At 66.0% G+C, this 21351-nt stretch carries 18 protein-coding genes; 11 read left to right on the plus strand and 7 right to left on the minus strand.

Features of this window, described 5'->3' with window-relative positions:
- Positions 1 to 244 precede the first annotated feature (244 nt).
- Positions 245 to 454, plus strand: a complete 210-nt coding sequence (locus U5A52_RS29660) for a hypothetical protein (protein WP_321915512.1) — start codon at positions 245 to 247, stop codon at positions 452 to 454.
- A 29-nt stretch (positions 455 to 483) separates the two neighbouring features.
- On the opposite strand, the gene U5A52_RS29665 is transcribed toward U5A52_RS29660, so the two are convergent.
- Complete coding sequence (locus U5A52_RS29665; RefSeq protein ID WP_321937250.1) at positions 484 to 1296, minus strand: helix-turn-helix transcriptional regulator; 813 nt, start codon at positions 1294 to 1296, stop codon at positions 484 to 486.
- A 206-nt stretch (positions 1297 to 1502) separates the two neighbouring features.
- Here U5A52_RS29665 and U5A52_RS29670 point away from each other — a divergent pair, with 206 nt between their 5' ends.
- The 3 genes from U5A52_RS29670 (at position 1503) to U5A52_RS29680 (ending at position 5777) form a co-directional block, all read left to right on the plus strand.
- Complete coding sequence (locus U5A52_RS29670; protein ID WP_321937252.1) at positions 1503 to 2726, plus strand: AAA family ATPase; 1224 nt, start codon at positions 1503 to 1505, stop codon at positions 2724 to 2726.
- Between the two features lie 14 nt (positions 2727 to 2740).
- Positions 2741 to 4531: a cobaltochelatase CobT-related protein gene (locus tag U5A52_RS29675; protein WP_321937254.1), complete on the plus strand. Its 1791-nt coding sequence runs from the start codon at positions 2741 to 2743 to the stop codon at positions 4529 to 4531.
- Positions 4532 to 4649: 118 nt separating this feature from the next.
- Positions 4650 to 5777, plus strand: coding sequence for a J domain-containing protein (locus tag U5A52_RS29680; protein WP_321937256.1), 1128 nt, complete (start codon positions 4650 to 4652; stop codon positions 5775 to 5777).
- A 21-nt stretch (positions 5778 to 5798) separates the two neighbouring features.
- Here U5A52_RS29680 and U5A52_RS29685 read toward each other — a convergent pair whose 3' ends face one another.
- Together U5A52_RS29685 and U5A52_RS29690 are read right to left on the minus strand one after the other, a co-directional pair.
- Positions 5799 to 6140: a DHCW motif cupin fold protein gene (locus tag U5A52_RS29685; protein ID WP_321937257.1), complete on the minus strand. Its 342-nt coding sequence runs from the start codon at positions 6138 to 6140 to the stop codon at positions 5799 to 5801.
- A gap of 45 nt (positions 6141 to 6185) precedes the next feature.
- Entirely contained in the window at positions 6186 to 6611 is a 426-nt protein-coding gene (locus U5A52_RS29690) for a MarR family transcriptional regulator (RefSeq protein ID WP_321937259.1), read from the minus strand.
- A 229-nt stretch (positions 6612 to 6840) separates the two neighbouring features.
- Here U5A52_RS29690 and badH point away from each other — a divergent pair, with 229 nt between their 5' ends.
- From badH to aliA, 4 genes are read left to right on the plus strand one after another with little or no spacing between them, the layout of a single operon-like run.
- On the plus strand, positions 6841 to 7608 hold the full coding sequence (gene badH / locus U5A52_RS29695) for a 2-hydroxycyclohexanecarboxyl-CoA dehydrogenase (RefSeq protein ID WP_321937260.1): 768 nt from the start codon (positions 6841 to 6843) through the stop codon (positions 7606 to 7608).
- Between the two features lie 50 nt (positions 7609 to 7658).
- Positions 7659 to 8441, plus strand: a complete 783-nt coding sequence (gene badI, locus U5A52_RS29700) for a 2-ketocyclohexanecarboxyl-CoA hydrolase (RefSeq protein WP_321915519.1) — start codon at positions 7659 to 7661, stop codon at positions 8439 to 8441.
- Between the two features lie 57 nt (positions 8442 to 8498).
- Positions 8499 to 9650 carry a cyclohexanecarboxyl-CoA dehydrogenase gene (aliB, locus tag U5A52_RS29705; RefSeq protein ID WP_321937261.1) on the plus strand — a complete coding sequence of 384 codons (1152 nt, stop codon included), beginning with the start codon at positions 8499 to 8501 and terminating at the stop codon, positions 9648 to 9650.
- A 46-nt stretch (positions 9651 to 9696) separates the two neighbouring features.
- Positions 9697 to 11415, plus strand: a complete 1719-nt coding sequence (gene aliA / locus U5A52_RS29710; protein WP_321937263.1) for a cyclohexanecarboxylate-CoA ligase — start codon at positions 9697 to 9699, stop codon at positions 11413 to 11415.
- Here the strand turns inward: aliA and U5A52_RS29715 are convergent.
- Positions 11351 to 12934, minus strand: a complete 1584-nt coding sequence (locus tag U5A52_RS29715) for an inorganic phosphate transporter (RefSeq protein ID WP_321915522.1) — start codon at positions 12932 to 12934, stop codon at positions 11351 to 11353. The two genes, aliA and U5A52_RS29715, sit on opposite strands and share 65 nt — an antisense overlap.
- Positions 12935 to 13257: 323 nt before the next feature.
- Between U5A52_RS29715 and U5A52_RS29720 the strand changes: the two genes are divergently transcribed.
- Positions 13258 to 14865, plus strand: coding sequence for an AMP-binding protein (locus U5A52_RS29720; protein ID WP_321937264.1), 1608 nt, complete (start codon positions 13258 to 13260; stop codon positions 14863 to 14865).
- Between the two features lie 34 nt (positions 14866 to 14899).
- Here U5A52_RS29720 and U5A52_RS29725 read toward each other — a convergent pair whose 3' ends face one another.
- The 3 genes from U5A52_RS29725 to U5A52_RS29735 form a co-directional block, all read right to left on the minus strand.
- Positions 14900 to 16255 (minus strand): PucR family transcriptional regulator, encoded by a 1356-nt coding sequence (locus U5A52_RS29725; protein WP_321937265.1) that lies wholly within the window; start codon positions 16253 to 16255, stop codon positions 14900 to 14902.
- 125 nt (positions 16256 to 16380) lie between these two features.
- Positions 16381 to 17559 (minus strand): porin, encoded by a 1179-nt coding sequence (locus tag U5A52_RS29730; protein WP_321937266.1) that lies wholly within the window; start codon positions 17557 to 17559, stop codon positions 16381 to 16383.
- A gap of 120 nt (positions 17560 to 17679) precedes the next feature.
- A complete protein-coding gene (locus U5A52_RS29735) occupies positions 17680 to 19596 on the minus strand; it encodes a bifunctional sugar phosphate isomerase/epimerase/4-hydroxyphenylpyruvate dioxygenase family protein (protein ID WP_321937359.1) in 1917 nt (638 codons plus the stop codon).
- Between the two features lie 306 nt (positions 19597 to 19902).
- Here U5A52_RS29735 and aroQ point away from each other — a divergent pair, with 306 nt between their 5' ends.
- Both aroQ and U5A52_RS29745 read left to right on the plus strand, forming a co-directional pair.
- Positions 19903 to 20358 (plus strand): type II 3-dehydroquinate dehydratase, encoded by a 456-nt coding sequence (gene aroQ / locus U5A52_RS29740; protein ID WP_321937268.1) that lies wholly within the window; start codon positions 19903 to 19905, stop codon positions 20356 to 20358.
- Positions 20355 to 21266 (plus strand): shikimate dehydrogenase, encoded by a 912-nt coding sequence (locus U5A52_RS29745; protein ID WP_321937270.1) that lies wholly within the window; start codon positions 20355 to 20357, stop codon positions 21264 to 21266. Before aroQ ends, U5A52_RS29745 begins: the two co-directional genes overlap by 4 nt.
- The last annotated feature ends 85 nt before the right edge of the window (positions 21267 to 21351 follow it).

Here is a 21351-nt window from a genome sequence, read left to right on the forward strand (position 1 = left end):
GATTGTTATGCCGTCGAAGCCAGGCCCTGCCATGCAGCGAAGGCCAAGACTCGCAGTCTAACCAACTCGTGCGCCAATTTCGAAACGTTAGTTATTTGTAAGGTTTTCAGGCGGTTACAGCGCGCGCGTCGGGTGATCGGGGAGCACCGGTCGCGGTGTGCAATGCAACGCAGAAATGCTTGTTTGCGTGTGCGCCCATGACTGTCTAGATTGGAAGGGGTCAACGCCTTGCAAGGAGTCCGCAATGTCGAAGTTGTCGATGCCGGCGTGGTTTGCGCGGCGCGGCCGTGCGAACAGCCCGCCTGCGCCAAACGGCGGCGAGCCTGAACCGCGCGATGCCTCGCGCGAAACCGAGCACCTCGAACGCATCGCCACGTATGCACGGGCCGGTTACTTCAATATGGGCTATACGCCCGACATGTTTCCGCTAGTGGGCGATCTGCCGCCGCATTGATCTGCGGTATGCGCCCGCGTGCGCGTCAGTCACTGCGCTGCGCTTTCCTCTGCGAAGCCCGCCGTGCCGCCCAGTGTGCCGGCGGGCCGGAACTCGCTGGGCGGCACACCCAGTTCGCGGCGGAACATGTCGCTGAAGCTGCTGGGCAGATAGCCCAGCATGCGCGCCACGGCGCTCACAGGCTCGCCTTCCGCGAGGCGCGATACCGCGAGTGCGAGCTGCACCTGGCGGCGCCACTCCGCAAACCCCATGCCTAGCTCGCGCGTGAAGAGCCGCGAGAGCGTGCGCACGCTTGCGCCCACCCAAGCCGCATGTTGCTCGAAGCCGATATCGGCCGACGGGTTGTCGATTACTGCGCGGCACAGGGTGGCGAGGCGGCGGTCGGATGCGTCGGGCAGCGGAATGCGCAGCGTGGAGCGCGGCGCGTGGGCAAGCTCGATCGACGCGAGGCGATAGGCCGCGTCGAGCCAGGCGTCGTCTTCGCGCGCGCGTTCCGCGAGGCTCGTGATGAGTTCGCGCAGCAGGCCGTTGACCTCGAACACTTCGCAGCGCTCGCTCAGGTGCCGGCTGTCGCACTCGTGCAGATAGAGATTGCGCATCTCGACGGCGCTCAGCATATGAATGGCGTGCTGCGTGCCAGGCGGCAGCCACACGGCGCGCTGCGGCGGCACTACGAGCGCTTCGCGCTCCAGCTCAACCCACATCACGCCGGAGACGGCGTAGAGCACCTGCGCCCAGGTATGCGTGTGCGGCTCGATCTGCAGCCCGCGCGGGTAGTGGCGCGCGAGCGAACGGCCGCGCCCGGGCTCGTCGTCGAGTTCGGGCGGCGCGGCTTGGGGCATGGGAGTCTCCGGGTGACAGGGGAGGCGTGCTTGCCTCGTATGGCGGTCGTCACGCTAGCATGGCTCGACGTGGCGTGGAAGCAGGGCCGTGGCGCGGGCGTGATCCTCGCTTGGTCGTCATTGTCACGCTTTTGCGCACTGCGACACGCACCGGTAATATGAGACGAATTTCCGGACCGCGCGCCAGCGCCCTGTATTGCCTGCCCATGAACGCATCCGATCCCGCACTGCAAGAAGAAGACCCGCTCGGCTTCTACACCCGCGGCGCCGGCCGCGCGCGCGAATGGTGGCGCGTTTCGCCTTCCGCACGTGCGCATATGTACCGCATCGAGCACGGCCAGGGCGATGACGACAAGGTCGATATCGACACCGAAATCGACCTCGACAATCTCGAAGCGAAGCTGCTCAAGTGGCGTCGCGAGGGCTTCGTTTCCGATGCGCAGCGCGCCGATGAAGCGCGAGCCGCACAAGCGGGCAGCACGTTTTCGGCAGCCTTGCGGCAAGCCGTCGAAGCGGCGTGTGAGTCGAGAGCCGCTCAAACCCGTGCACAAGTTGAAGCGCCCACCGTACGCATCGGCACCGTTGATCTGCCGCGCGGCGAGCCGAACGCATTGGTGCCGCGCGTGAACGCGGCTTATCTTTTCACCGAACGCGGCGACGACATCGTTCAGGACATCGTAGAAAATCGCCGTGTCATGCTGATCGGCCATACGGGCTCGGGCAAGACGAGCTTCATCGAGCAGGTGGCCGCACGCGCGAATTATGGCGTGCTGCGCGCGAACATGAACGGCCAGACCACGATTGGCGACTTCGTGGGCTTCTGGACCGTGAAGGGCGGCGAGACGATCTGGGTGGACGGCGTGCTGCCCGTAGCGATGCGCGAGGGCTACTGGCTCATCATCGACGAACTCGACTTTGCCGAGCCGTCCATTCTTGCGGTGCTCACCGCCGTGCTGGAACCGAACGGCCGCCTGCTGCTCAAGGAGCGCGGCAACGAGATTGTCGAGCCGCGTCCGTCGTTTCGCCTCTTCGCCACCGCGAACGCCGCAGGCGCGATGAGCGCGTACCGCCATTTGTACCAGGGTGCGAACCTGCTCAACGAGGCGTTTCTCGACCGTTGGCGCGTGTACCTGTTCGACTATCTCTCGCTTGAAGAGGAAACCGAAGTATTGCTGCGCACGCTGCCGGTGCTCACGCGGCCGCTCGCGCAGACACTCGCTGCCGTCGCCGCCGACTGCCGCGCGGCGTTCGCCCGCGAGGATCTCGCGAGCGCGTTTTCCACGCGGCGCCTGATCGACTGGGCCGAACTCATGCTGCGCACGGGCGACGTCGAGCGCGCGGCGGGGCCGGCAATCTACGCGAAGGTGAGCGCCGACGATGCAGCGCTCATACGCAGCATCATTCGTCATCACGTGATCTTCGACGCGTGAGTGCGGAGGCGTTTGTGTCCAGCTTGCGGGACGAAACGGAAGGCTTGACGGCGGGCGCCGATCCCGAGGGCGCGCTCGGGCGTCTTGCGCGCGTGCTGACCGGCGACACGCGCGTGAGCGTGACGTTCGGCGCGGGCGAGCCGCGCGTGGAAGGCGAACGCTTCGTGCTGCCCGCGCGCCTCGTGAGCGAAGGCGCGAATGAAGCCGCAAATGAAGCGGCACTGCTCGGCGCGCTCGACTTGCTGGCGGCGCGCCATCGCTACAGCCAGGCGGCGCGTCTCGACACGCCGCAAGCCGGCGTGACGGGGCGTATTGCGCAGGCGATCGAGGACCGTCGCGTGCTCGCGCAGCTCGCGCGAACGTTCCCTGGCGCCCGACGCTACGCGCAAAGCTGGCGCGCGCAGCGCAGCGACGACATCGCGCGGCGCTGGCCAAAACTGGCATGGCGCGAGCGCCTGGCTTGGGCGATCGAGCGCACGCTGTGGGGCGAAGCGCCGGGCGTGCTGGAGCGCGACGCCGCAGCGCTCGCCGCCGCGCTGCGCGCGATCGACGCTCCGCTCGACGCGGCTCGCGCGAGCCAGTCGACGCAGGCGAGCCTGCGTGCAGCCGCGGCGATCGTGGCGGGTGTGCGTTCGCTCGCATCGCGCGGCGCGAACAACATGATGCAGACGGCGGGGCCGGCCGAAGGCCTCGACGATGAAGCGGCCGGGCTCGCGCAGGCGATGGATGAATTCGGTGCGCCAGACGAAGTCGAACCGCCGGGCGGCGCGGCGCAGCCAGAGGACGCCCGCGAGCGTGACGGCGGCGCTTCGGCGCGCGCGAGCACGGAGTCCGATTCCGCTGCCGGCGCATCGCTTTCCGAGGCGGACGCGCCGCACGCCGCCGCCGGCAATCGCGGCCCCGCGCACATGCGCCCACGCCTGTCGATCCCGTTGACCACCGAATTCGACGTCGTCACCGACCTCACGGGCCGCGGCGACGCCACCGCCTGGCGCAAGCTGCGCGCCTTGGCGCGCGCGGAAACCGGCGCGCTCAAGGCCCAGCTAGAGCGCGTGCTCAAGGCCGACGAACTCACGCACTGGAAGCGCGAGCAGGAGCGCGGCGAGATCGACCGCGCCGCGCTCGCGCGTCTCGCTGCCTCGCGCGGCTACCGCACGCCGTTTCGCGTGGCGCGCCACGCAAGCGGCCGCGACACGGTGGTCACGCTGCTGCTCGACCTGAGCGGCTCGATGGCGGGCGGCAAGATCGAACTGGCGCGCCTGTGCGCGGCGGCACTCGCCGATGCGCTCACGCAACTCGCTTTCGATTCGGAAGTGCTCGGCTACAGCTCGATCGAAGCGCCGGCAATGCGCGCGCGCTATGAGCGTGAACGCGCGGCCGGCGCCAATCTGCGGGTCTATAACCGCTTCGTCGAGCGGCTGGATCTGCGTGTGTTCAAGCGCTTCGATTCACGCGACTTGAGCGGGCTCGCGGCCATCGAGTGCGGCCACGAGAACCCCGACGGCGAAGCGCTCGCCTGGGCGGCGGCGCGGCTCGCGCAGCGCAGGGCGCGCAGGCGGCTGCTTTTCGTGCTCTCGGACGGCTATCCTTCAACGAGTGACGGCGACCCGGCGGTGTTGCGCACCGACCTGCTCGCGCGCGTGCAGGCGGTGACGGAGCAGGGCATCGAGCTGGTCGGCATCGGCATACTGGACGACGCCGTTGAGGCGTTTTATCCGAACGCCGTGGTCGTGCGCAAGCTGCACGAACTGCCGGCCACCGCGTTCGCGACGCTAAGCCGCCTGCTGGCGGGGCGGCCGCACTGAAACCGTGCAGGCGCGGGCGGCGGCGCTTTCCTTGCCGGACCGGGCGCATTGCGCTAATTTGAACAGGCAGGCGTTGCGCCTGCCTGCCCACCCATCCACTGACGAACACTGACAGGTCATGCCAGGCCGCGATTACCGACCCGTGGATTACGACCGCCTCTACTACCGGCTCGATCTGGAGCCTGGGGCGAGCGAGGCGGACATCAAGCATCACTATCGCCATCTCGCGCAGATCCTGCATCCCGACAAATGGCGGCACCCCACGGCCGCTTCGATGCGCTGGGCCGACGACCAGTTCAAGCGCGTCAAGGAGGCGCGCGAGTTGCTTGAGGCCTACTGGTCCGTGCATCACGCGCCGCCGGTGAGCCGCGCCGCGCTGAGCGTCGCGCAGGCTGAAGAGTTGCACGCGCAGATGCAGGCACTGCTGGCACAGCGCGAACGCGTGCGTGCCGAGCTGGACGGGCTGCGCGCCGAGCGCACGCGAACCCTCGACGAGATCCAGCGCATGCGCACCGAACGCGACTCGCTGCACGGCGAACTCACGGCAATGCGCGACGAAGCGGATGCTGGGCAGCCAGGCGAGCCTCAGGGTGCAGCCGAGCCTCAAGCCGTTGACGTGCAGGCGCGTTCAGGTGTGCGCGATTTCCTGTTTGCGAAACTCGACGACCCTTCGCGAGGCTGGCTGCTGACGCTCGCCGCGAGCGTGTTCGCGTGCATTGTGATCTTCGTGGTCGCGCATTGGATCGTGGGCTTGCTGCTCGCGCCCATCGCGCGCTTCGAGCTTGGCCGCTGGCTTGCCCATGTTCTGCGTTGGGCGCTCGTGGCGGGCGGCGTGGTGCTCACGTTCGGCTGGGGCTGGTCGCAGCGCACGCTGTACCGCGCGGGGCGTGCCGGGTGCGAGCACCCCGTGGCGCTGCCCGGCGACGAAACGCGCCGCCGCGTGAGCGCGGCGTTGCGTCACGAGGCGCACTACGGCGCCGAGTGGAGCATCGAATCGTACGACGCCGCGCCCGACGATACGCAATTCGCGCTGCGTGCGGTCATGCGTTTCTCGCCTGGCTCGCAAACCGGCACGCGCCGCCAGGTGGTGGCGTTCCGGTGCCGGGCGCACACGACTGGCGCCGCGCAAACGGCGCTCGCGTATGACTTCTCCGTGGCGGCTCCTACGTGGTGGCTCGTGCCGGCCGCACGCGTGGTGCGCGACCTGCGCAAGCGGCTCGACGCCGATCTCGGCGCGCCGCGCTGAAGCGGCGCGCGCCGGCCGCTTTCAATCGACGACGAAAAGCTTCGCGCCCGTGCGCGTGTACGACTGGTGCGCCTCGGCGTTGTCCCCCACTTGATAGCTCATGCCGGGCGTGAGGACGAACTTGCGCCCGTCGTCGAGCGTCGTTTCGAGTTCGCCTTCGAGGCAGAACAGAATGTGCCCCTTCTTGCACCAGTGATCCGCGAGGTAGCCGGGCGAGTATTCGACCATGCGCACGCGGATCGGGTTGGCTTCGTCGCCGAAAAAGCGCGTGCGCCAGCTGGCCATGCCCGTTTCCCCTTTGTGTTGCGTGGGCTCGACGCTGGACCAGTCGGTGGTGCCAAAGCGAAATGCGTCCATTTTCATGTGGTTTTCTCCTTGCGCGTGTCGTCTGATTGTAGCGGAGCAGGCTCACGTTTCGTCGTCGTCCGCCGCGCGCTCCCGTTCGTCAACGCGCTTCATGTTGTCGAGCAGCTTCAGCAGATAGTGCAGCGTGTGCGTCATGTCGTCGGACGAAAAATTGTCCAGCACGGCTTCGTAGTACGCCTCGATTTTCGGCGTGGCCTGCGCAACCCATAGCTTGCGTCCCGGCTCGGTCATGCAGACGAGGCGCGAGCGGCGATCGCGCGCATCCGCCTGGGTCGTCACATGACCGTCGCGTTCCATCCGGCTGATCAGGCCCGAGAGATTCTGGCGGCTCACCATCAAGTATCGCGCGAGGTCGCCCACGCTCATGCCGGGTTGAGCCTCCTTGCGCGAAAGCGCGCCGAGCACAGCCCATTGCTGCGTGGTCAAGCCCTCGGCCTCCACGGCGCGCGTACCGGTTTTATGCAACATGTTTGCGCATTGATAGAGCCGGAAGAATAGCCGGTTGGCAAGATCGAAGCGGCTCGAATTCTGAATTTTTGATGTTTTTGGCAAGGGTTTCTCCTGGTGCTTCCGCGCTTGTCTTCGATCTGGGTGTTACCTAGTATACGTCAACATATTGACGTAATTCGATGCGGGGCTCAAAGAGGGCTGGCTTCGAAGGCGTCTATGGTACTGCTCAACCGAATGGAGGATCGCGGTGCGAAAACTCGAAGGCAAGACGGTCGTGGTGACGGGTGGCGGGGGCGGCATCGGCGGGGCGACCTGCCGGCGCTTTGCCGCCGAGGGCGCGCGTGTGGCGGTGCTGGATCTGTCGTTCGAAGCGGCGCTGAAGGTAGCGGAGGAGATTCGCGAAAAAGGCGGCGAGGCGCTGGCGCTGCGTTGCGACATCACGAATCGCGAGGAAGTGGATGCGGAGCTCCAGCAAGTGCAAGCGCAGCTCGGCCCCGTGGATGTGCTCGTGAACAACGCGGGCTGGGACGTGTTCCGCCCGTTCACGAAGACCGAACCCGTGCAGTGGGAAAAGCTCATCTCCATCAATCTCACGGGTGCGCTGCACATGCATCACGCGGTGCTGCCCGCCATGGTCGAGCGCAAGCGCGGGCGCATTATCAACATCGCCTCGGACGCCGCGCGTGTCGGTTCGTCGGGCGAAGCAGTCTATGCGGCATGCAAGGGCGGTCTCGTGGCGTTTTCGAAGACCATCGCGCGTGAGCATGCGCGCCACGGCATCACCGTGAACGTGGTGTGCCCCGGTCCGACCGACACCGCGCTCTTCGCCGAATACAAGGAAGGCGCGGGCAACCCCGACAAGCTGCTCGAAGCGTTCCAGCGTTCCATTCCGCTCGGCCGCATTGGCCAGCCTGAGGATTTGCCCGGCGCGATCGTGTTCTTTGCGAGCGACGACGCGAACTACATCACGGGACAGGTGCTGAGCGTATCGGGCGGTCTGACCATGGCGGGCTGATGCCGGCGAACGCTCTCTCTATCGACTACGAATCAGCAAAGACATCGATCATGAACTACGAAGACATTCTTTACGAAGTGCGCAACGGCGCGGCATGGATCACCATCAACCGGCCCGAGAAGATGAACGCGTTTCGCGGCCGCACCTGCGACGAACTGATTCACGCGATCAACAAGGCGGGCTACGACCGAGAGATCGGTGCGATCGTCCTGGCCGGCGCGGGCGACAAGGCGTTCTGCACGGGCGGCGACCAGTCCGCGCACTCGGGGCAGTACGACGGCCGCGGCACGATCGGCCTGCCGATGGAGGAACTGCATGCCGTGATTCGCGACGTCCCCAAACCCGTGATCGCCCGCGTGCAGGGCTATGCGGTGGGCGGCGGCAACGTGCTGTGCACGATCTGCGATTTCACCATTGCTTCGGAAAAGGCCGTGTTCGGACAGGTGGGCCCGAAGGTCGGCTCGGTCGATCCTGGCTACGGCACTGCGTTCCTCGCACGCGTGGTGGGCGAGAAAAAGGCGCGTGAGATCTGGTATCTGTGCCGCCGCTATCCCGCTGCCGAAGCGCTGGCCATGGGCCTCGTGAATGCGGTCGTGCCGCACGATCAGCTCGACGCGGAAGTGCAGAAGTGGTGCGACGAGATCATGGAAAAGAGCCCCACAGCGATTGCGATCGCCAAGCGCTCGTTCAATATGGACACGGCGCATCAGGCTGGCATTGCGGGCATGGGCATGTACGCACTGAAGCTCTACTACGACACGGAAGAATCGCGCGAGGGCGTGCGTGCATTCCAGGAAAAGCGCAAGCCCGAGTTCCGCAAGTACGTCAAATAAAGGCGTCTTCATGACGATCAGGATTGCGAATCGAATTAGCTGCTTCCGGGAGACACCATGAATCCGTATATCGACGAAGACCTCGCCGCGCTGGGCGAGCACGCGCGGCGCTTCGCGCAGGGACGCGTGGCGCCCGGCTTCATCGAACGCGACGCTACGCGCGTGCTCGATCGCGGCCTCATGCGCGAAATGGGCGAAATGGGCTTCATCGCGCCGGAATTGCCCGAGCAGTATGGCGGGCAGGGCATGGGGTGCCTCGCCGCGGGTGTGATCCACGAAGAGATTGCGCGCGCCGACCTGAGCCTCTCGTACATCAACCTGCTTGCCTCGCTCAACGGGCAGATTCTCGCGAAGCACGCCGCGCCCGAAATTGCCCGCCCGTGGCTCGAGCGGCTCACGCAGGGCCGCGCGCTGCTCGCCATCGCGCTCACGGAGCCGCGCGGCGGCTCGGATGCCGCGAACCTGCGCCTGAAGATGGAGCGCGTGGGCGACCACTACGTCCTCAACGGCGAGAAAACCTCGATTTCCGCCGCCGACCAGGCCGACGCCGCCGTGGTGTTCGCGCGCACCGGCAGCGTGGAAGACGGCGCGCGCGGCGTGTCGGCCATTCTCGTGCCGATGGATCTGCCGGGCGTCACGCGCAACCGCTTCGACTGTCACGGGCAGCGCGCGATCGGACGCGGTTCGATCTTCTTCGAGAACGTGCGCGTGCCGGTGGATCATCTGCTGGGTGATGAGGGCAAGGGCTTTGTGCAGGTCATGCAGGGTTTCGACTTTTCGCGGGCGCTCATTGGCCTGCAGGTGCTCGCCGTGGCGAACGTGAGCCTCGAGGAAACCTGGGCGTACGTTGCGCAGCGCGAAGCTTTCGGTAAGCCGCTTTCTGCGTTCCAGGGCGTTTCGCATCCGCTTGCCGAATACGCAACCCAGGTGGAGGCTGCGCGCCTGTTGTGCCTGCAAACGCTGTGGCTCAAGGACCGCGGTTTGCCCCACACGGCCGAGGCCGCCATGTGCAAGTGGTGGGGCCCGAAGCTCGCCTATGACGTCGTGCACCAATGCCTGCTTTCGTTCGGGCACGGCGGCTACGACCGCGGGCCGCTCGAACAGCGTCTGCGCGACGTGCTGGGCTTCCAGATCGGCGACGGCACGGCGCAGATCATGAAGACCATCATCGCGCGCTCGAACGCGGGCCGCGACGCGGTGCCGGCATGATGCGCGCCGCCTGCGACGTTCCCTTTAACGCCACGGGAGGCAGTACATGGAGTTCGACGCGGTACTGATCGGGCCGCGCCGCGCGCGGGAGGAGGCACGGCGCTGGTGGCCCGGGCGCACCATCAACGACGAACTGGACGCCTGTGTGGCCGTATGTCCGGCGAAGATCGCGCTGACTGCCGTGCGAATCGAAGATGGGGAGACCACGCGCTTCACCTACGCGCAGATGGCGCGCATGGCGGATCGCATTGCCGTGGGTCTAGTGCGGCTTGGCGTCACGAAGGGCGACGTGGTCTCCATGCAACTGCCCAATTGCTGGCAGTTCACGCTGCTCTATCTGGCGTGCTCGCGCATCGGCGCAGTGCTCAATCCGCTCATGCCGATCTTTCGCGAGCGCGAGCTGTCGTTCATGCTCAAGCATGGCGCCAGCCGGGTGATGATCGTGCGGCAGCGCTATCGAGGCTTCGATTACGAGGCGATGCTGCACGCGCTGCAGCCTGAGTTACCGGCCTTGCAGCACGTAGTGGTTGTGGGTGCAACGGATCGAGGAGAGCCTGCACGGCACAGTTTCGAAGCGCTTCTGAGCGGCCCGCGCTGGGATGAGGCGAGCGACGCCGAAGCCATCCTCACGCGTAATCGCCCTGGCCCCGACGACGTGACGCAACTGCTTTACACCTCCGGCACGACGGGCGAGCCCAAGGGGGTGATGCACACGGCCAACACGCTGTTTTCGAACATCATGCCTTATGCGCAGGCCATGCGTCTTGGTCACGACGACGCCGTGCTGATGGCTTCGCCGATGGCGCATCAAACCGGCTTCATGTACGGCCTGATGATGCCGATCGCATTGCGGGCGAGCGCCATCCTGCAGGACGTATGGCAGCCGGAGGCAGCGCTCGCGCTGATCGCACAGGAGCGAGCGACGTTCACGATGGCTTCCACGGCGTTCCTCGGAGATCTCGCAAACGCGGCTATCACGGCGGGAACGCGTGCGCCGACGCTGCGCACGTTCTTGTGCGCGGGCGCGCCGATACCTGGTGCACTGGTCGAGCGCGCGAGCCTGGCGCTGGGGGCGAAGATCGTCTCCGCGTGGGGCATGACGGAACTCGGTGCGGTGACGCTCACCGGTCTGGACGACGACGATGAACGCGCATCCACGACCGACGGCGTGCCGCTGCCTGGCGTGGAAGTGAAGGTCGTGGACGAGAGCGACCGCGCGCTGCCGCCGAACGTAGCGGGCCGGCTTTTCGTGCGCGCATGCTCGGGTTTCGGCGGCTATCTCAAGCGCGCGCACCTGAATGCTACGGATGCCGAAGGCTGGTTCGACACCGGCGACCTCGCGATTGTCGACGAGCGCGGCTATATCCGTATCAGCGGGCGCAGCAAGGACGTGATCATTCGCGGCGGCGAGAACATTCCCGTGGTCGAGATCGAGTCGCTGCTCTACCGCCATCCGGCCGTTGCTCAAGTGGCGATCGTCGCGTACGCGGACGAGCGGCTGGGCGAGCGCGCGTGCGCCGTGGTGGTGGCGCGGCCTGGCGCGGCTGTCGATCTGCCCTCGCTCGTCGCATTCCTCAAATCGCACAAGGTCGCCGTGCAGTATTTGCCCGAACGGCTATTGCTGCTCGATGCCATGCCGACCACGCCCGCAGGCAAGGTGCAAAAGTTCCGTTTGCGCGAAATGCTGCGTGAAGCCGACGTCAGAGAAACTGCCGGAACATCCAGTAAAGACCCGCAGCCAGCGCAATGGAAGCCGGCAACGTGAGCACCCACGCAAGCACGAGATTGCGCACGGTCCCCCACTGCAGGCCCGAGCCGTTCGCGGCCATCGTGCCTGCTACGCCCGAGGCGAGCACGTGCGTGGTCGACACCGGCATTCCGTAGACGTCGGCCATGCCTATGGTGATCATGGCCACGGCCTCCGCCGAGGCGCCCTGACCATAGGTGAGATGCTGCTTGCCGATCTTCTCGCCCACCGTCACGACAATGCGCTTCCAGCCCACCATCGTGCCGAGACCGAGCGCCACGGCCACGGCCACCTTCACCCATGTTGGAATGAACTTGGTCGAGTGGTCCATCTGCTGGCGGAAGGTTTCGAGCACCCTGGCGTCAGCGGGTGACATCGGCGGCGCCTTCGCCTTCTGCATCAGCCGGATCGCTTCGCTCGCGACATACATGTTGTTGCGCACGTTGTCGACGATTGTGTCGGGCACTGTCGCCATCGAGCCGGACAGCGCCACCTGGTCGCCAATGGTGTCGGTGAGCTGGCGCAGCGCGGGCAGCGTGGCGGGCGTGAGCTTGCGTGTGCGCACGAACGCTTCGACCTCGGCGCGGGCGTTGTCGGGCGGCGCGCCGTTAGCGTAGCGGCCGAGCGTGGCGGACGCCTCACGCGCCACGACCACGAACGCCGCGGTTTCCTCGGGCGTGACAGCCTTGTTGAGCGCATAGGCCGTAGGCACGACGCCGATCAGGATCAACATGATGAGGCCCATGCCTTTCTGGCCGTCGTTTGACCCGTGGGCGAACGAAACGCCGGTGCAGGTGAGGATGAGCAGCGTGCGGATCCAGAGCGGCGGCGGCTGGTTGGACTTGGGCTCGGCATACAGCGCGGGCACGCGCACGAGCAGCTTGAGCACGAGGAGCAGCAGCGCGGCCAGGACAAAGCCGGCCACGGGCGAGAACAGCAGCGCCTTGCCTACGCCCAGCGCCTGGTCCCAGTCCACGCCGCTCGTGCCGGACGGCCCGCTGATGAACTGGTTCATGATACCCACGCCGATGATCGAGCCCACGAGCGTATGCGAACTGGATGAAGGCAGCCCGAAATACCACGTGCCGAGATTCCAGACGATGGCAGCGATCAGGAGTGCGAACACCATGGCGAAGCCCGCACCGCTGCCCACCTGAAGGATGAGCTCCACCGGCAGCAGTTGCAGGATGCCGAACGCGACGGCGCCGCTCGAAACGAGCACGCCGATGAAATTCCACGCGCCCGACCAGACCACGGCGAGATGCGGGTCGAGTGAGTTCGTATAGATGACGGTGGCGACGGCGTTGGCGGTGTCGTGAAAGCCGTTCACGAATTCGAAGCCGAGCGCGATGATGAGCGCGAGCCCGAGCAGGACGAAGGGCAGCGCCGAACTCTCGCGAACGGCGCGCAAATCGACGACGAGATGATCGATGACATAGATCGCTCCGGCCGCGATGATGGCGAGAAATACGGCGACGCCGATGCCGCGGCGGCGTGCGCTTGGCGCGCGGGAGGGGGACAAGGGTATGTCCGGCATGAAAGCGATGCTCTGGTCAATCCGCTTCGGGAAGCGCCTCGACGCAGCGTATGCGTGTTAGCAAACGCGCGTGGCGCGATGCCGCGCCGGCACGCCAGAACGGCGATTCGGACGAGACGGTGCAGTGTCGCACAATTGACAAAGATCAGACACGGACGTGGCGTCGCACCTGCAGGCACGGGACGCCCCCGTGAGTGTTTTTGTGACTTTTCACAATCACGTTATCCGCTTTCCCAGTTCTCCAGGCGCGGGCAAGTCCGTAGCATGGGCATGAAACGCGGCACCCTGCAAACAAGCCGCGATCCGAATTCATGGAGACGAACGTGTCGAAAGCCCCCTGGCTCGCCAGCTACGGCGAGATTCCCGCTACTATCAATCCCGATCTGCATCCGTCGCTCGCGCACATGTTCGACGAAGCGATGCGCGAACACGCGCACCGGCCGGCATTGCGCGCGGGAGATGCCACGCTCAGCTACGCCGACGTCGATCGTCTCTCGCGCAATTTCGCGGCGTACTTGCAGCGCGCGGGCGTGAAGAAGGGCGACCGCGTCGCCGTGATGTTGCCAAACCTGCTCGCTTTCCCCATTGCGCTGATCGGCATCGTGCGTGCCGGAGCGGTGCAGGTGAATGTGAATCCGCTCTATACGCCGCGCGAGCTTCAGCATCAGCTCGTGGATTCCGGCGCGCAAACGCTCGTGGTGTTCGACGGCGCGCTGCCGACTTTCGAGGCAATCAAGGCGAATACGGCCGTGCAAACCGTGTTGAGCGTGGCCGCAAGCGATTGCGCGGGCAGCGAGCGCGAACCGCAGCCCGGCTCGTTCGCCGCGGCGCTCGAGCAAGGTGCAACCTTGCCGTTCGAAGCCCCCACGCTGTGCGGCGACGACGCGCTCTTCCTGCAATACACGGGTGGCACGACCGGGCTTTCCAAGGGCGCGCTGCTCACGCATCGCAACCTGGTCGCCAATGTCGAGCAGTTCAAGACCTTCATGCCGGGCTTCATGAACCCAGGCGAAGAAGTCGTCGTGACGGCGCTGCCGCTTTATCACATCTTCGCGCTGACGGTGAATCTCATCGTCTACTTCTCGATTGGCGCGCAGAACTGGCTCGTTGCGAATGCGCGCAATCTCGACGGCCTGATCGACGTGTTCAAGGCCGCGCGGCCCACGAGCTTCATGGGCGTGAATACGCTCTATGCGGGGCTCGTTGCGCATCCGCGCATTGGCGAGGTCGATTTTTCGCGGCTGCGGCTCGCGGGCGGCGGCGGCGCGGCGGTCATTTCCACCGTGTCCGAGCGCTGGCAGGCGATTACCGGCGGGTTCATCCGCGAAGGCTATGGGCTTTCGGAGACGAGCCCCGTGGTGTCGTTCAACCCAGGGAGCGTCGACCGCTTCACGGGCACGACGGGGCTGCCGGTGCCGTCCACCGACGTCAAGCTGATGAACGACGTCGTCGAGGCAGCGCCGGGAGAGCCTGGCGAGATTTGCGCGAAAGGCCCCCAGGTGATGCAGGGCTACTGGAACCAGCCCGAGGCTACGCGCGCTGCATTCACCGACGACGGCTACTTTCGCACCGGCGACGTGGGCGTGTTCGACGCGCAAGGCTTCCTGCGCATCGTCGATCGCTCGAAGGACATGATCCTCGTCTCGGGCTTCAACGTGTATCCGAATGAAATCGAGGCGGTCGTGACCGCAATGCCGGACGTGGCGGAATGCGCGTGCGTAGGCGTGGCCGACGAGCGAAGCGGCGAGGCCGTACGTGTGTTCGTGGTGCCCGCGCGTGAAGCGGTGCTGAGCGAGGAAGCGGTGATCGCGCATTGCCGCGCGCAACTCGCGGCGTACAAGGTGCCGCGCGTGGTGAGCTTCGTGGAGGCGCTGCCGAAGTCGACGGTAGGGAAGATCTTGCGGCGGGAGTTGCGCGACGCGGCGGCGTGAAACGTGTGAAAGCGAAAAGAGCGCGCCGCGACAATCAGCGCTCCGCGCTCTTCGCCTTTTTCACACCCAATCGTCCCTTCCTTTCCTTCTTTTTTCCGTCGCGCTCCGAACCCTGCGTCGCTGAACGCAGCTTGAGCGCGATATCGAGCCTGGCAATCCATTGCGCGTCGTCGAGCTTCGCGCCCAGCAGCGTTTCAATGCGCTCAAGCCGGTAATCGAGCGTATTCGGATGCACACCTAACGTTTCAGCCGTCTGCCTGCGGCGCTGGCCGCTTGCGAACCACGCTTCGAGCGTGGCGAGCAGGTCCGCTTCCGTCGCCAGTTGCTCGGCGAGCGAAACGAGGTAGCGCAGAACGTTGGCGCTGCTGCGCACACTCTCCTCGATGGCGATAGACGAAAAACGGTGCACGCGAAGGACGTTGCCGAATTCGTCGCCAATGTCGTTGTCGTCATTCGCGCTGCTGCCGCGCGGCGCGAAGTCCACGGCCTTCAGCGCTTCTTCCACCGAGGCCGCCCAGCCGCGCGCCCCTTCATTCATGAGCCCGATGCCGATGCTGCGCACGCGCGGCTCGGCACGAGAGAGCGCGGCCGCGTGCTCGGCCGCGCGCTGATCGTTGCGCGTCATCGAATCGCCGCGCACGCACGGCAGCCAGAACACCAGCCGCTCGCGATGCCACACGCGCACGAGCGCGTCGGGCTTCAGTTCGAAGTGACGCGCGGCGCTGAGCGCGAAACGATCGAGCGCATCCTCGCGCACCGAGGGTGCGTGGTCGCGCAAGTCCAGATCGACGGCGAGCGCAATGCGAGGCAGCGTGGCGTCGAGACCGAGTGCCTCGACGGTCTCGCGAAAGCGCGCGGCGTCGTCCGGGGCATGGAACACGAGGTCGTAGAGCTGCTGCAGCAGCGAGCCGCGCCAGCGCGCCTGCTGATGCTGCTCGTCGAGATAGGCTTCGGCAATGTGCTCGGCCATTGCATCGAAGTAATCGAGCAGATAAGGCGAAATATCGAACAGCAACTCGTGCGCGAGCGCCGGGTCCGCTTCGGCAAGCTCCGTGCAGGTGCGCCAAAGCTCGCGCGCGCCGAGACGAAACGCGCGCAGCAGCGAGCGCAGCGGCACATTCTGGTGCACGCGGCGGCGCGCGAACGCCGCAGTCTGGTCCATGACTTCGGCGGAGGGCTGCGTGCCGTCGAGCAGGCACTGGAACCATAGGCCCGCGGAAAACGCGATCGAGGAGAAGATATCCTTGCGCGCCGCCGCTGAGAGCGTGCTATAGCCTTCGAGCGAGAGCAGCGTGTCGTAGGTGCGCTGAACGGCCTTGGGCTGGGTTTTGGCGAGCGTGCGCAGCTTGCTGCGCAGGCGTGGGCTAATGGCGGGAACGAGAGGCGGCACGGTGAGTTCGCGAGATTCGCGCGGATTCGTTTAGGCGATACCCGCGAGTGTACTCAGCGCCGTGCCGCTGCGTCGAGGGGCTTGAGAGGGAACCGGGAGCCATCCGAACGGCCCCCGCTAACCGATCAGAACAACAGCGCGATACCCGCCATGCCGACGAACTGCGAGCGCGTGGACGAGGGCGTGGCGTTCTGCGAGTCGCCCACGGCCGGGCTCGCGTTGACGATGTTGCCCGCGCCGTTCGCGCCGAGCGTCTGGCCGCCCGCGTGCTGGTAGGCCTGCAGGGCGTAGAGCGTGGTGCGCTTCGAGAGGTGGTATGCCTCCTTGAGCGAGTATTGCTGGTAGCGCGCCGCGCTCGTGATGCCGTTGGCCTGCGAAGCGAGCGTGTAAGCGAAGCCGCCGCCCACGTCGAAGGCCGGCGTGAAGCGATACACCGCGAGCGCCGCCCAGGTGTTGAAGATGGCCGTGTCGTGGAAGATCGACTTGCCGCCCGCGATGTACTGAACGTTCGAATACGAGGCGCCGACGATCAGGTTGCCGATCGTGTAGTTGCCGGCCGCCGCGATGTGCTGGACCGCGCTTGCGGAGACATAGCCCGTGTTCAGTGAGGACTTGCCGAAGCTGCCGGTGGACGAGCTGTCGAAGCCGCTCGTCAGCTGCGCGTTGTCCATGCGCAGGATGGCTGCCGCGAGGCTCAACGGGCCGGCGGAATAGCGCAGCGCGGCGCTCCACGTCTGACCCTTGCCGGTGCTGCCCGCAATGCCGCCGAGCGCGTACATGGCGCTTGCCTGCACGCCGTAAAAGGTCGGCGAGGTGTAGGTGGCCGAATTGTTGATGCGCACGGTCGTGTCGAGACCGTCGATGTCGCCGGGGTGCGCGCCGGTCGCGCCGGTGAGCCAGGCGCTACCCGTGAGCGGGCCGACGAACAGGTAATACGGCGTGTACTGGCGGCCGGCCGTGAACGTGCCCAGATTCTGGTTTTGCAGGCCGACGTAGGCCTGGCGATTGAAGATCAGTCCGCTCGACGAAAGGGCGCCGCTGTTGAGGTCGAAGCCGTTTTGCAGGTCGAAGATCGCGAACGTGCCGCCGCCGAGATCCTCCTTGCCCTGCAAGCCGAACTTCGACGCATACAGGTTGCCCTGGCGCAGATAGACGTTCGAGTGACCGTTCTGGTTGTTGACGTAAGTGATGGCGTCGTCGACGGCGCCGTAGAGTGTGACGCTGCTTTGCGAAAATGCGGGGCTCGCCACAAGGGCTGCGCCAGTCGCGACAAGCGTACCAAGACCAAGGCCTGCTTTCTTCATCGTCGTGTGTCTCCGGTGAGATTTGGACTGCTTATTGTTTTCTTTGCTACGCCGCCCGATTTTCAGGTCGATGCGGCGTGCGTACTGCTGCGGGAAGTGACTAAATCGACTGCGTGTACATCAATCTTGCAGTTCGTGCGCCCCCTTTGCGGCAAGCGCACGCTGGCGCGCTTGCGCCGCGAGGCGCACAGCGGCGTTGGGCGCGCCGTAGCCGTCGTAGCCGCCGCGCCGCTCCACGATCTCCAGGAAGAAGCGCTGGTCGAGCGTTTCCGTGTAGGCGTGCAGGAACTCGCCGCCGCGTTCGTCGCGGTCGTAGAGCAGGTTGTGCTCGCGCAGCGCGTCGAGAAACTCGGGGTCGAGGGCGTGGCGCGCGTCGAGATCGTCGTAGTAATTTGCCGGCACGCGCAGGAGCGGCACGCCGGCCGCCTCGAACTCGGTCACCGCGCGGAAGATGTCGCCCGTGTTGAACGCCACATGGTTCAGGCCCGTGCCGTGGTAGGCGCGCACGGTTTCCGCCGCGGCCGTGTGCTGGTCCACCGAGGCGTTGAGCACGACGCGCAGCCCGCGGTCGCGGCTCATGAGCGCGCGGCTGCGCACGAGCCCATACGGATCGGGCAGCAGCACGGCGGGCGTAGCTTCGAGCCCGAACACGGACTTCAGGAACAACACCCAGGAGTCGAACGAGCCGGCCGGCAGCGAAAGGCTCACATGATCGATGCCCGAGATCGGGCCTACCTCGACCGGGCCATCGATATCGGTGAGCGCGAAATCGGCTTCGAAGAGCGTGGGCTGACCCGGCTCCTCGTTAACGAAATAGTTAAGACTGCCGTCCGGCCCCTGGACGGCGGGCACCACGCGCTCGTTCGGACCCACGCGGCCCGAGAACGGCTGGTAGCCGAAACCCGCGGCGCGTTCGAGCGCCTGGCGTGCATCGTCCACGCGAAACGCCGATGCGCACAGCGAGAGCCCATGACGCTGGAAAAAGGCGTCGGCGAACGAGTCGGGTTCGGCGTTCAGCACGATGGCGGCCGAGCCGTGCTGATAGAGCGTCACATCCTTCGAGCGATGCTGGCCCGCGCGGCGGAAATGCAGCGTTTCGAGCCAGTTCGCCACGTGCGCGCGCGCCGTGTCGTCCACGGCGAATTCGAGGAACTGCCACTGCGCGTGCGCGGGCGCGGCGCTCGGATGGTAGAGCGCGCTCGCTTCGACATGCTCCGCTTGCAGCGTCTCGCGCGTGAGCGATTCGAGCAGCAGCAGCGAGCGATGACCGTCGGCGGCCGTGGCGGCGGGCGGCGCACCGCGAAAGCCGTCGTTGAAGATTTCGAGCGAGAGCGGGCCCGTATAGCCGCTTTTCACCACCTGCGCCGTGAAATCCGCAAGCGCGAAGTCGCCCTGGCCCGGGAAGCAACGATAGTGCCGGCTCCATTCGAGCACGTCCATCTGCATTCTCGGCGCATCGGCGATCTGCACGAAGCCGATACGTTCGCCCGGAATCGCGGCGATACCGTCGGGCGTGTCGTCGAGAGAAAGCGTGTGGAAGCTGTCCAGCGCGAGCGTGAGGTTCGCGTGATTCACCGTGTTGACGAGCCGCCACGCGTGGCCATAGGTGCGCACGTGGCGCCCCCACGCGAGCGCTTCATAGCAGATCGTCACGCCCGCCTCACCGGCGGCTTGCGCGAGCGCGCCGAGTTGCTCGGCGGCGAGGCCGTCGTCGCAGATCGTTTCGGGCGAGACGTTGCTGCACACCAGCAAACGATCGGTGCCCAGTTGGTGCATCACGTCGAACTTGCGCTTCACGCGTTCGATGTTGCGTGCAAGGCGTTCGGGCGCGACGCCCTCGAAATCGCGGAACGGCTGGTACAGCACGATATCGAGGCCGAGATCGCCAGCCATGCGGCGCACGTCGGCGGGTGAGCCTTCGAAATAGAGCAGATCGTTTTCGAAGATCTCGACGGCATCGAAACCCGCGGCGCGGATGGCGGCGAGCTTTTCGGCGAGCGTGCCGCTGATCGACACCGTGGCGATCGAGCGGCGCAGCGCGCGAGAGGGGGTGTGGAGCGGCTTGGACATGGGCATGGCGAACGGGCTGACTGCAACTGCGGTGTTGAACAAGGGTCCGGCGCGGCGGCGCGGGGCGGGCGTTTAACTCACTGGCGCACCGCAGGCACACTTGCCGCTGGAGTGTCCGAAGGATACGCCAAACTAACTAGTTAGTACAAATTCTGGCAAACCCCAGGTGACCGCTGGACCGCTTCGCGGCACACTTGCGACCATGCGGTGAAGCATGCGTCGGTTCCTCAGTATGCGCCGCGCCGGTCGTCAAGTTGTTCTGGAGTGTGTGTAATGGGAATGCCTTCGGTACTGGTCCTGAACGGGCCGAACCTGAATCTGCTGGGAACGCGGGAGCCCGCGATCTACGGCGCTGAAACGTTAGATGACGTTGCCAACCTGTGCCGCGACGCGGCGGGGCGTCTTGGGATCGAGATCGATTTTCGCCAGTCGAATGCCGAGCATCAGTTGATCGACTGGATTCATGAAGCGCGTACGCGCGTAGACGGCATTGTGATCAATCCGGCGGCTTATACGCATACGTCGGTGGCGATCGCGGATGCGCTTTCCGCGATCGCCAAGCCCGTGATCGAGGTCCACATTTCGAACGTGCACAAGCGCGAGGCGTTCCGGCACCATTCCTTCGTTTCGCCGATCGCAGAGGCGATCATCGTCGGCTGTGGCACGCAGGGGTATGTGCTCGCGCTGGAGCGCATGGCCGCGCTGCTCGCGAAAAAGGTGGCGAAATGAGCGCGCAGAACTCAGGCAAAACGAACGCGCTGGGCGCGCGTGCAACCGCCCATTCATTTCTCTGCGGGCTGATCGGCTCCGGCATTAGCGGCTCGCTCACGCCCGCAATGCAGGAGCAGGAAGGCCGCGAACTCGGCTTCAACTATGTGTACCGGCGCATCGACCTCGAAGCGCTGAAGCTCACGCCCGCGGCGCTCCCCGAGTTGTTGCTCGCCGCCGAGCGCATGGGTTTCGACGGCCTGAACATCACGTATCCGTGCAAGCAGGCCGTGATCGAACTGCTCGACGAACTCTCCGACGACGCCCGCGCGCTTGGCGCTGTGAACACGGTGTTGTTCCGCGACGGCAAGCGCATCGGCCACAACACTGACTGGTCGGGTTTCGCGCGCGCGTTCCAGCGCGGCCTGCCCGATGTCTCGCTCGAAGCGGTGGTGCAACTGGGCGCAGGCGGCGCGGGCGCGGCGGTCGCGCACGCAGCGCTGCAGATGGGCGCTCAGGCGCTCACGCTGTTCGACGTGGATGCATCGCGCGCCGAATCGCTCGCCAGCGAACTGCAGGCGCGCTTCCCGGCGGCCCGCGTAAGCGCGGGCGGCGACTTGCGCGACGTGCTCCAGCACGCCACGGGCCTCATCCACGCCACGCCCACCGGCATGGCGAAGCTGCCCGGCATGCCGTTGCCCGCGGAATATCTGCACGAGCGGCTGTGGGTGGCCGACATCGTCTATTTCCCGATCCGCACGGCGTTGCTCGAAGCGGCTGAGGCGCGCGGCTGCCGCACGCTCAGCGGCGGCGGCATGGCGGTGTACCAGGCAGTGGATGCGTTCCGGCTGTTCACGGGCGTCGAGCCCGACGCGGAACGCATGTATGCGCATCTGCAATCCATGCTGGCGGCCAACGCCGGCGCATAACAAACAGTTTGGAGAGAGACATGGCACCACCCGTATCCACGGGGCGCGGCGATGCGCCGGCCCTTTCCGCAGCAACGCCCGCGGA

Source organism: Paraburkholderia sp. J8-2 (assembly GCF_905220195.1).
Taxonomy (GTDB): Bacteria; Pseudomonadota; Gammaproteobacteria; order Burkholderiales; family Burkholderiaceae; genus Paraburkholderia.

Coding starts and splice junctions, on each gene's coding strand:
- aliA (WP_321937263.1), top strand. CDS start 9,697: ATGGAGTTCGACGCGGTACTGATCGGGCCGCGCCGCGCGCGGGAGGAG.
- U5A52_RS29730 (WP_321937266.1), bottom strand. CDS start 17,559: ATGAAGAAAGCAGGCCTTGGTCTTGGTACGCTTGTCGCGACTGGCGCA.
- aroQ (WP_321937268.1), top strand. CDS start 19,903: ATGGGAATGCCTTCGGTACTGGTCCTGAACGGGCCGAACCTGAATCTG.
- U5A52_RS29670 (WP_321937252.1), top strand. CDS start 1,503: ATGAACGCATCCGATCCCGCACTGCAAGAAGAAGACCCGCTCGGCTTC.
- U5A52_RS29685 (WP_321937257.1), bottom strand. CDS start 6,140: ATGAAAATGGACGCATTTCGCTTTGGCACCACCGACTGGTCCAGCGTC.
- U5A52_RS29665 (WP_321937250.1), bottom strand. CDS start 1,296: ATGCCCCAAGCCGCGCCGCCCGAACTCGACGACGAGCCCGGGCGCGGC.
- aliB (WP_321937261.1), top strand. CDS start 8,499: ATGAATCCGTATATCGACGAAGACCTCGCCGCGCTGGGCGAGCACGCG.
- U5A52_RS29660 (WP_321915512.1), top strand. CDS start 245: ATGTCGAAGTTGTCGATGCCGGCGTGGTTTGCGCGGCGCGGCCGTGCG.
- U5A52_RS29690 (WP_321937259.1), bottom strand. CDS start 6,611: ATGTTGCATAAAACCGGTACGCGCGCCGTGGAGGCCGAGGGCTTGACC.
- badI (WP_321915519.1), top strand. CDS start 7,659: ATGAACTACGAAGACATTCTTTACGAAGTGCGCAACGGCGCGGCATGG.
- U5A52_RS29715 (WP_321915522.1), bottom strand. CDS start 12,934: ATGCCGGACATACCCTTGTCCCCCTCCCGCGCGCCAAGCGCACGCCGC.
- U5A52_RS29680 (WP_321937256.1), top strand. CDS start 4,650: ATGCCAGGCCGCGATTACCGACCCGTGGATTACGACCGCCTCTACTAC.
- U5A52_RS29745 (WP_321937270.1), top strand. CDS start 20,355: ATGAGCGCGCAGAACTCAGGCAAAACGAACGCGCTGGGCGCGCGTGCA.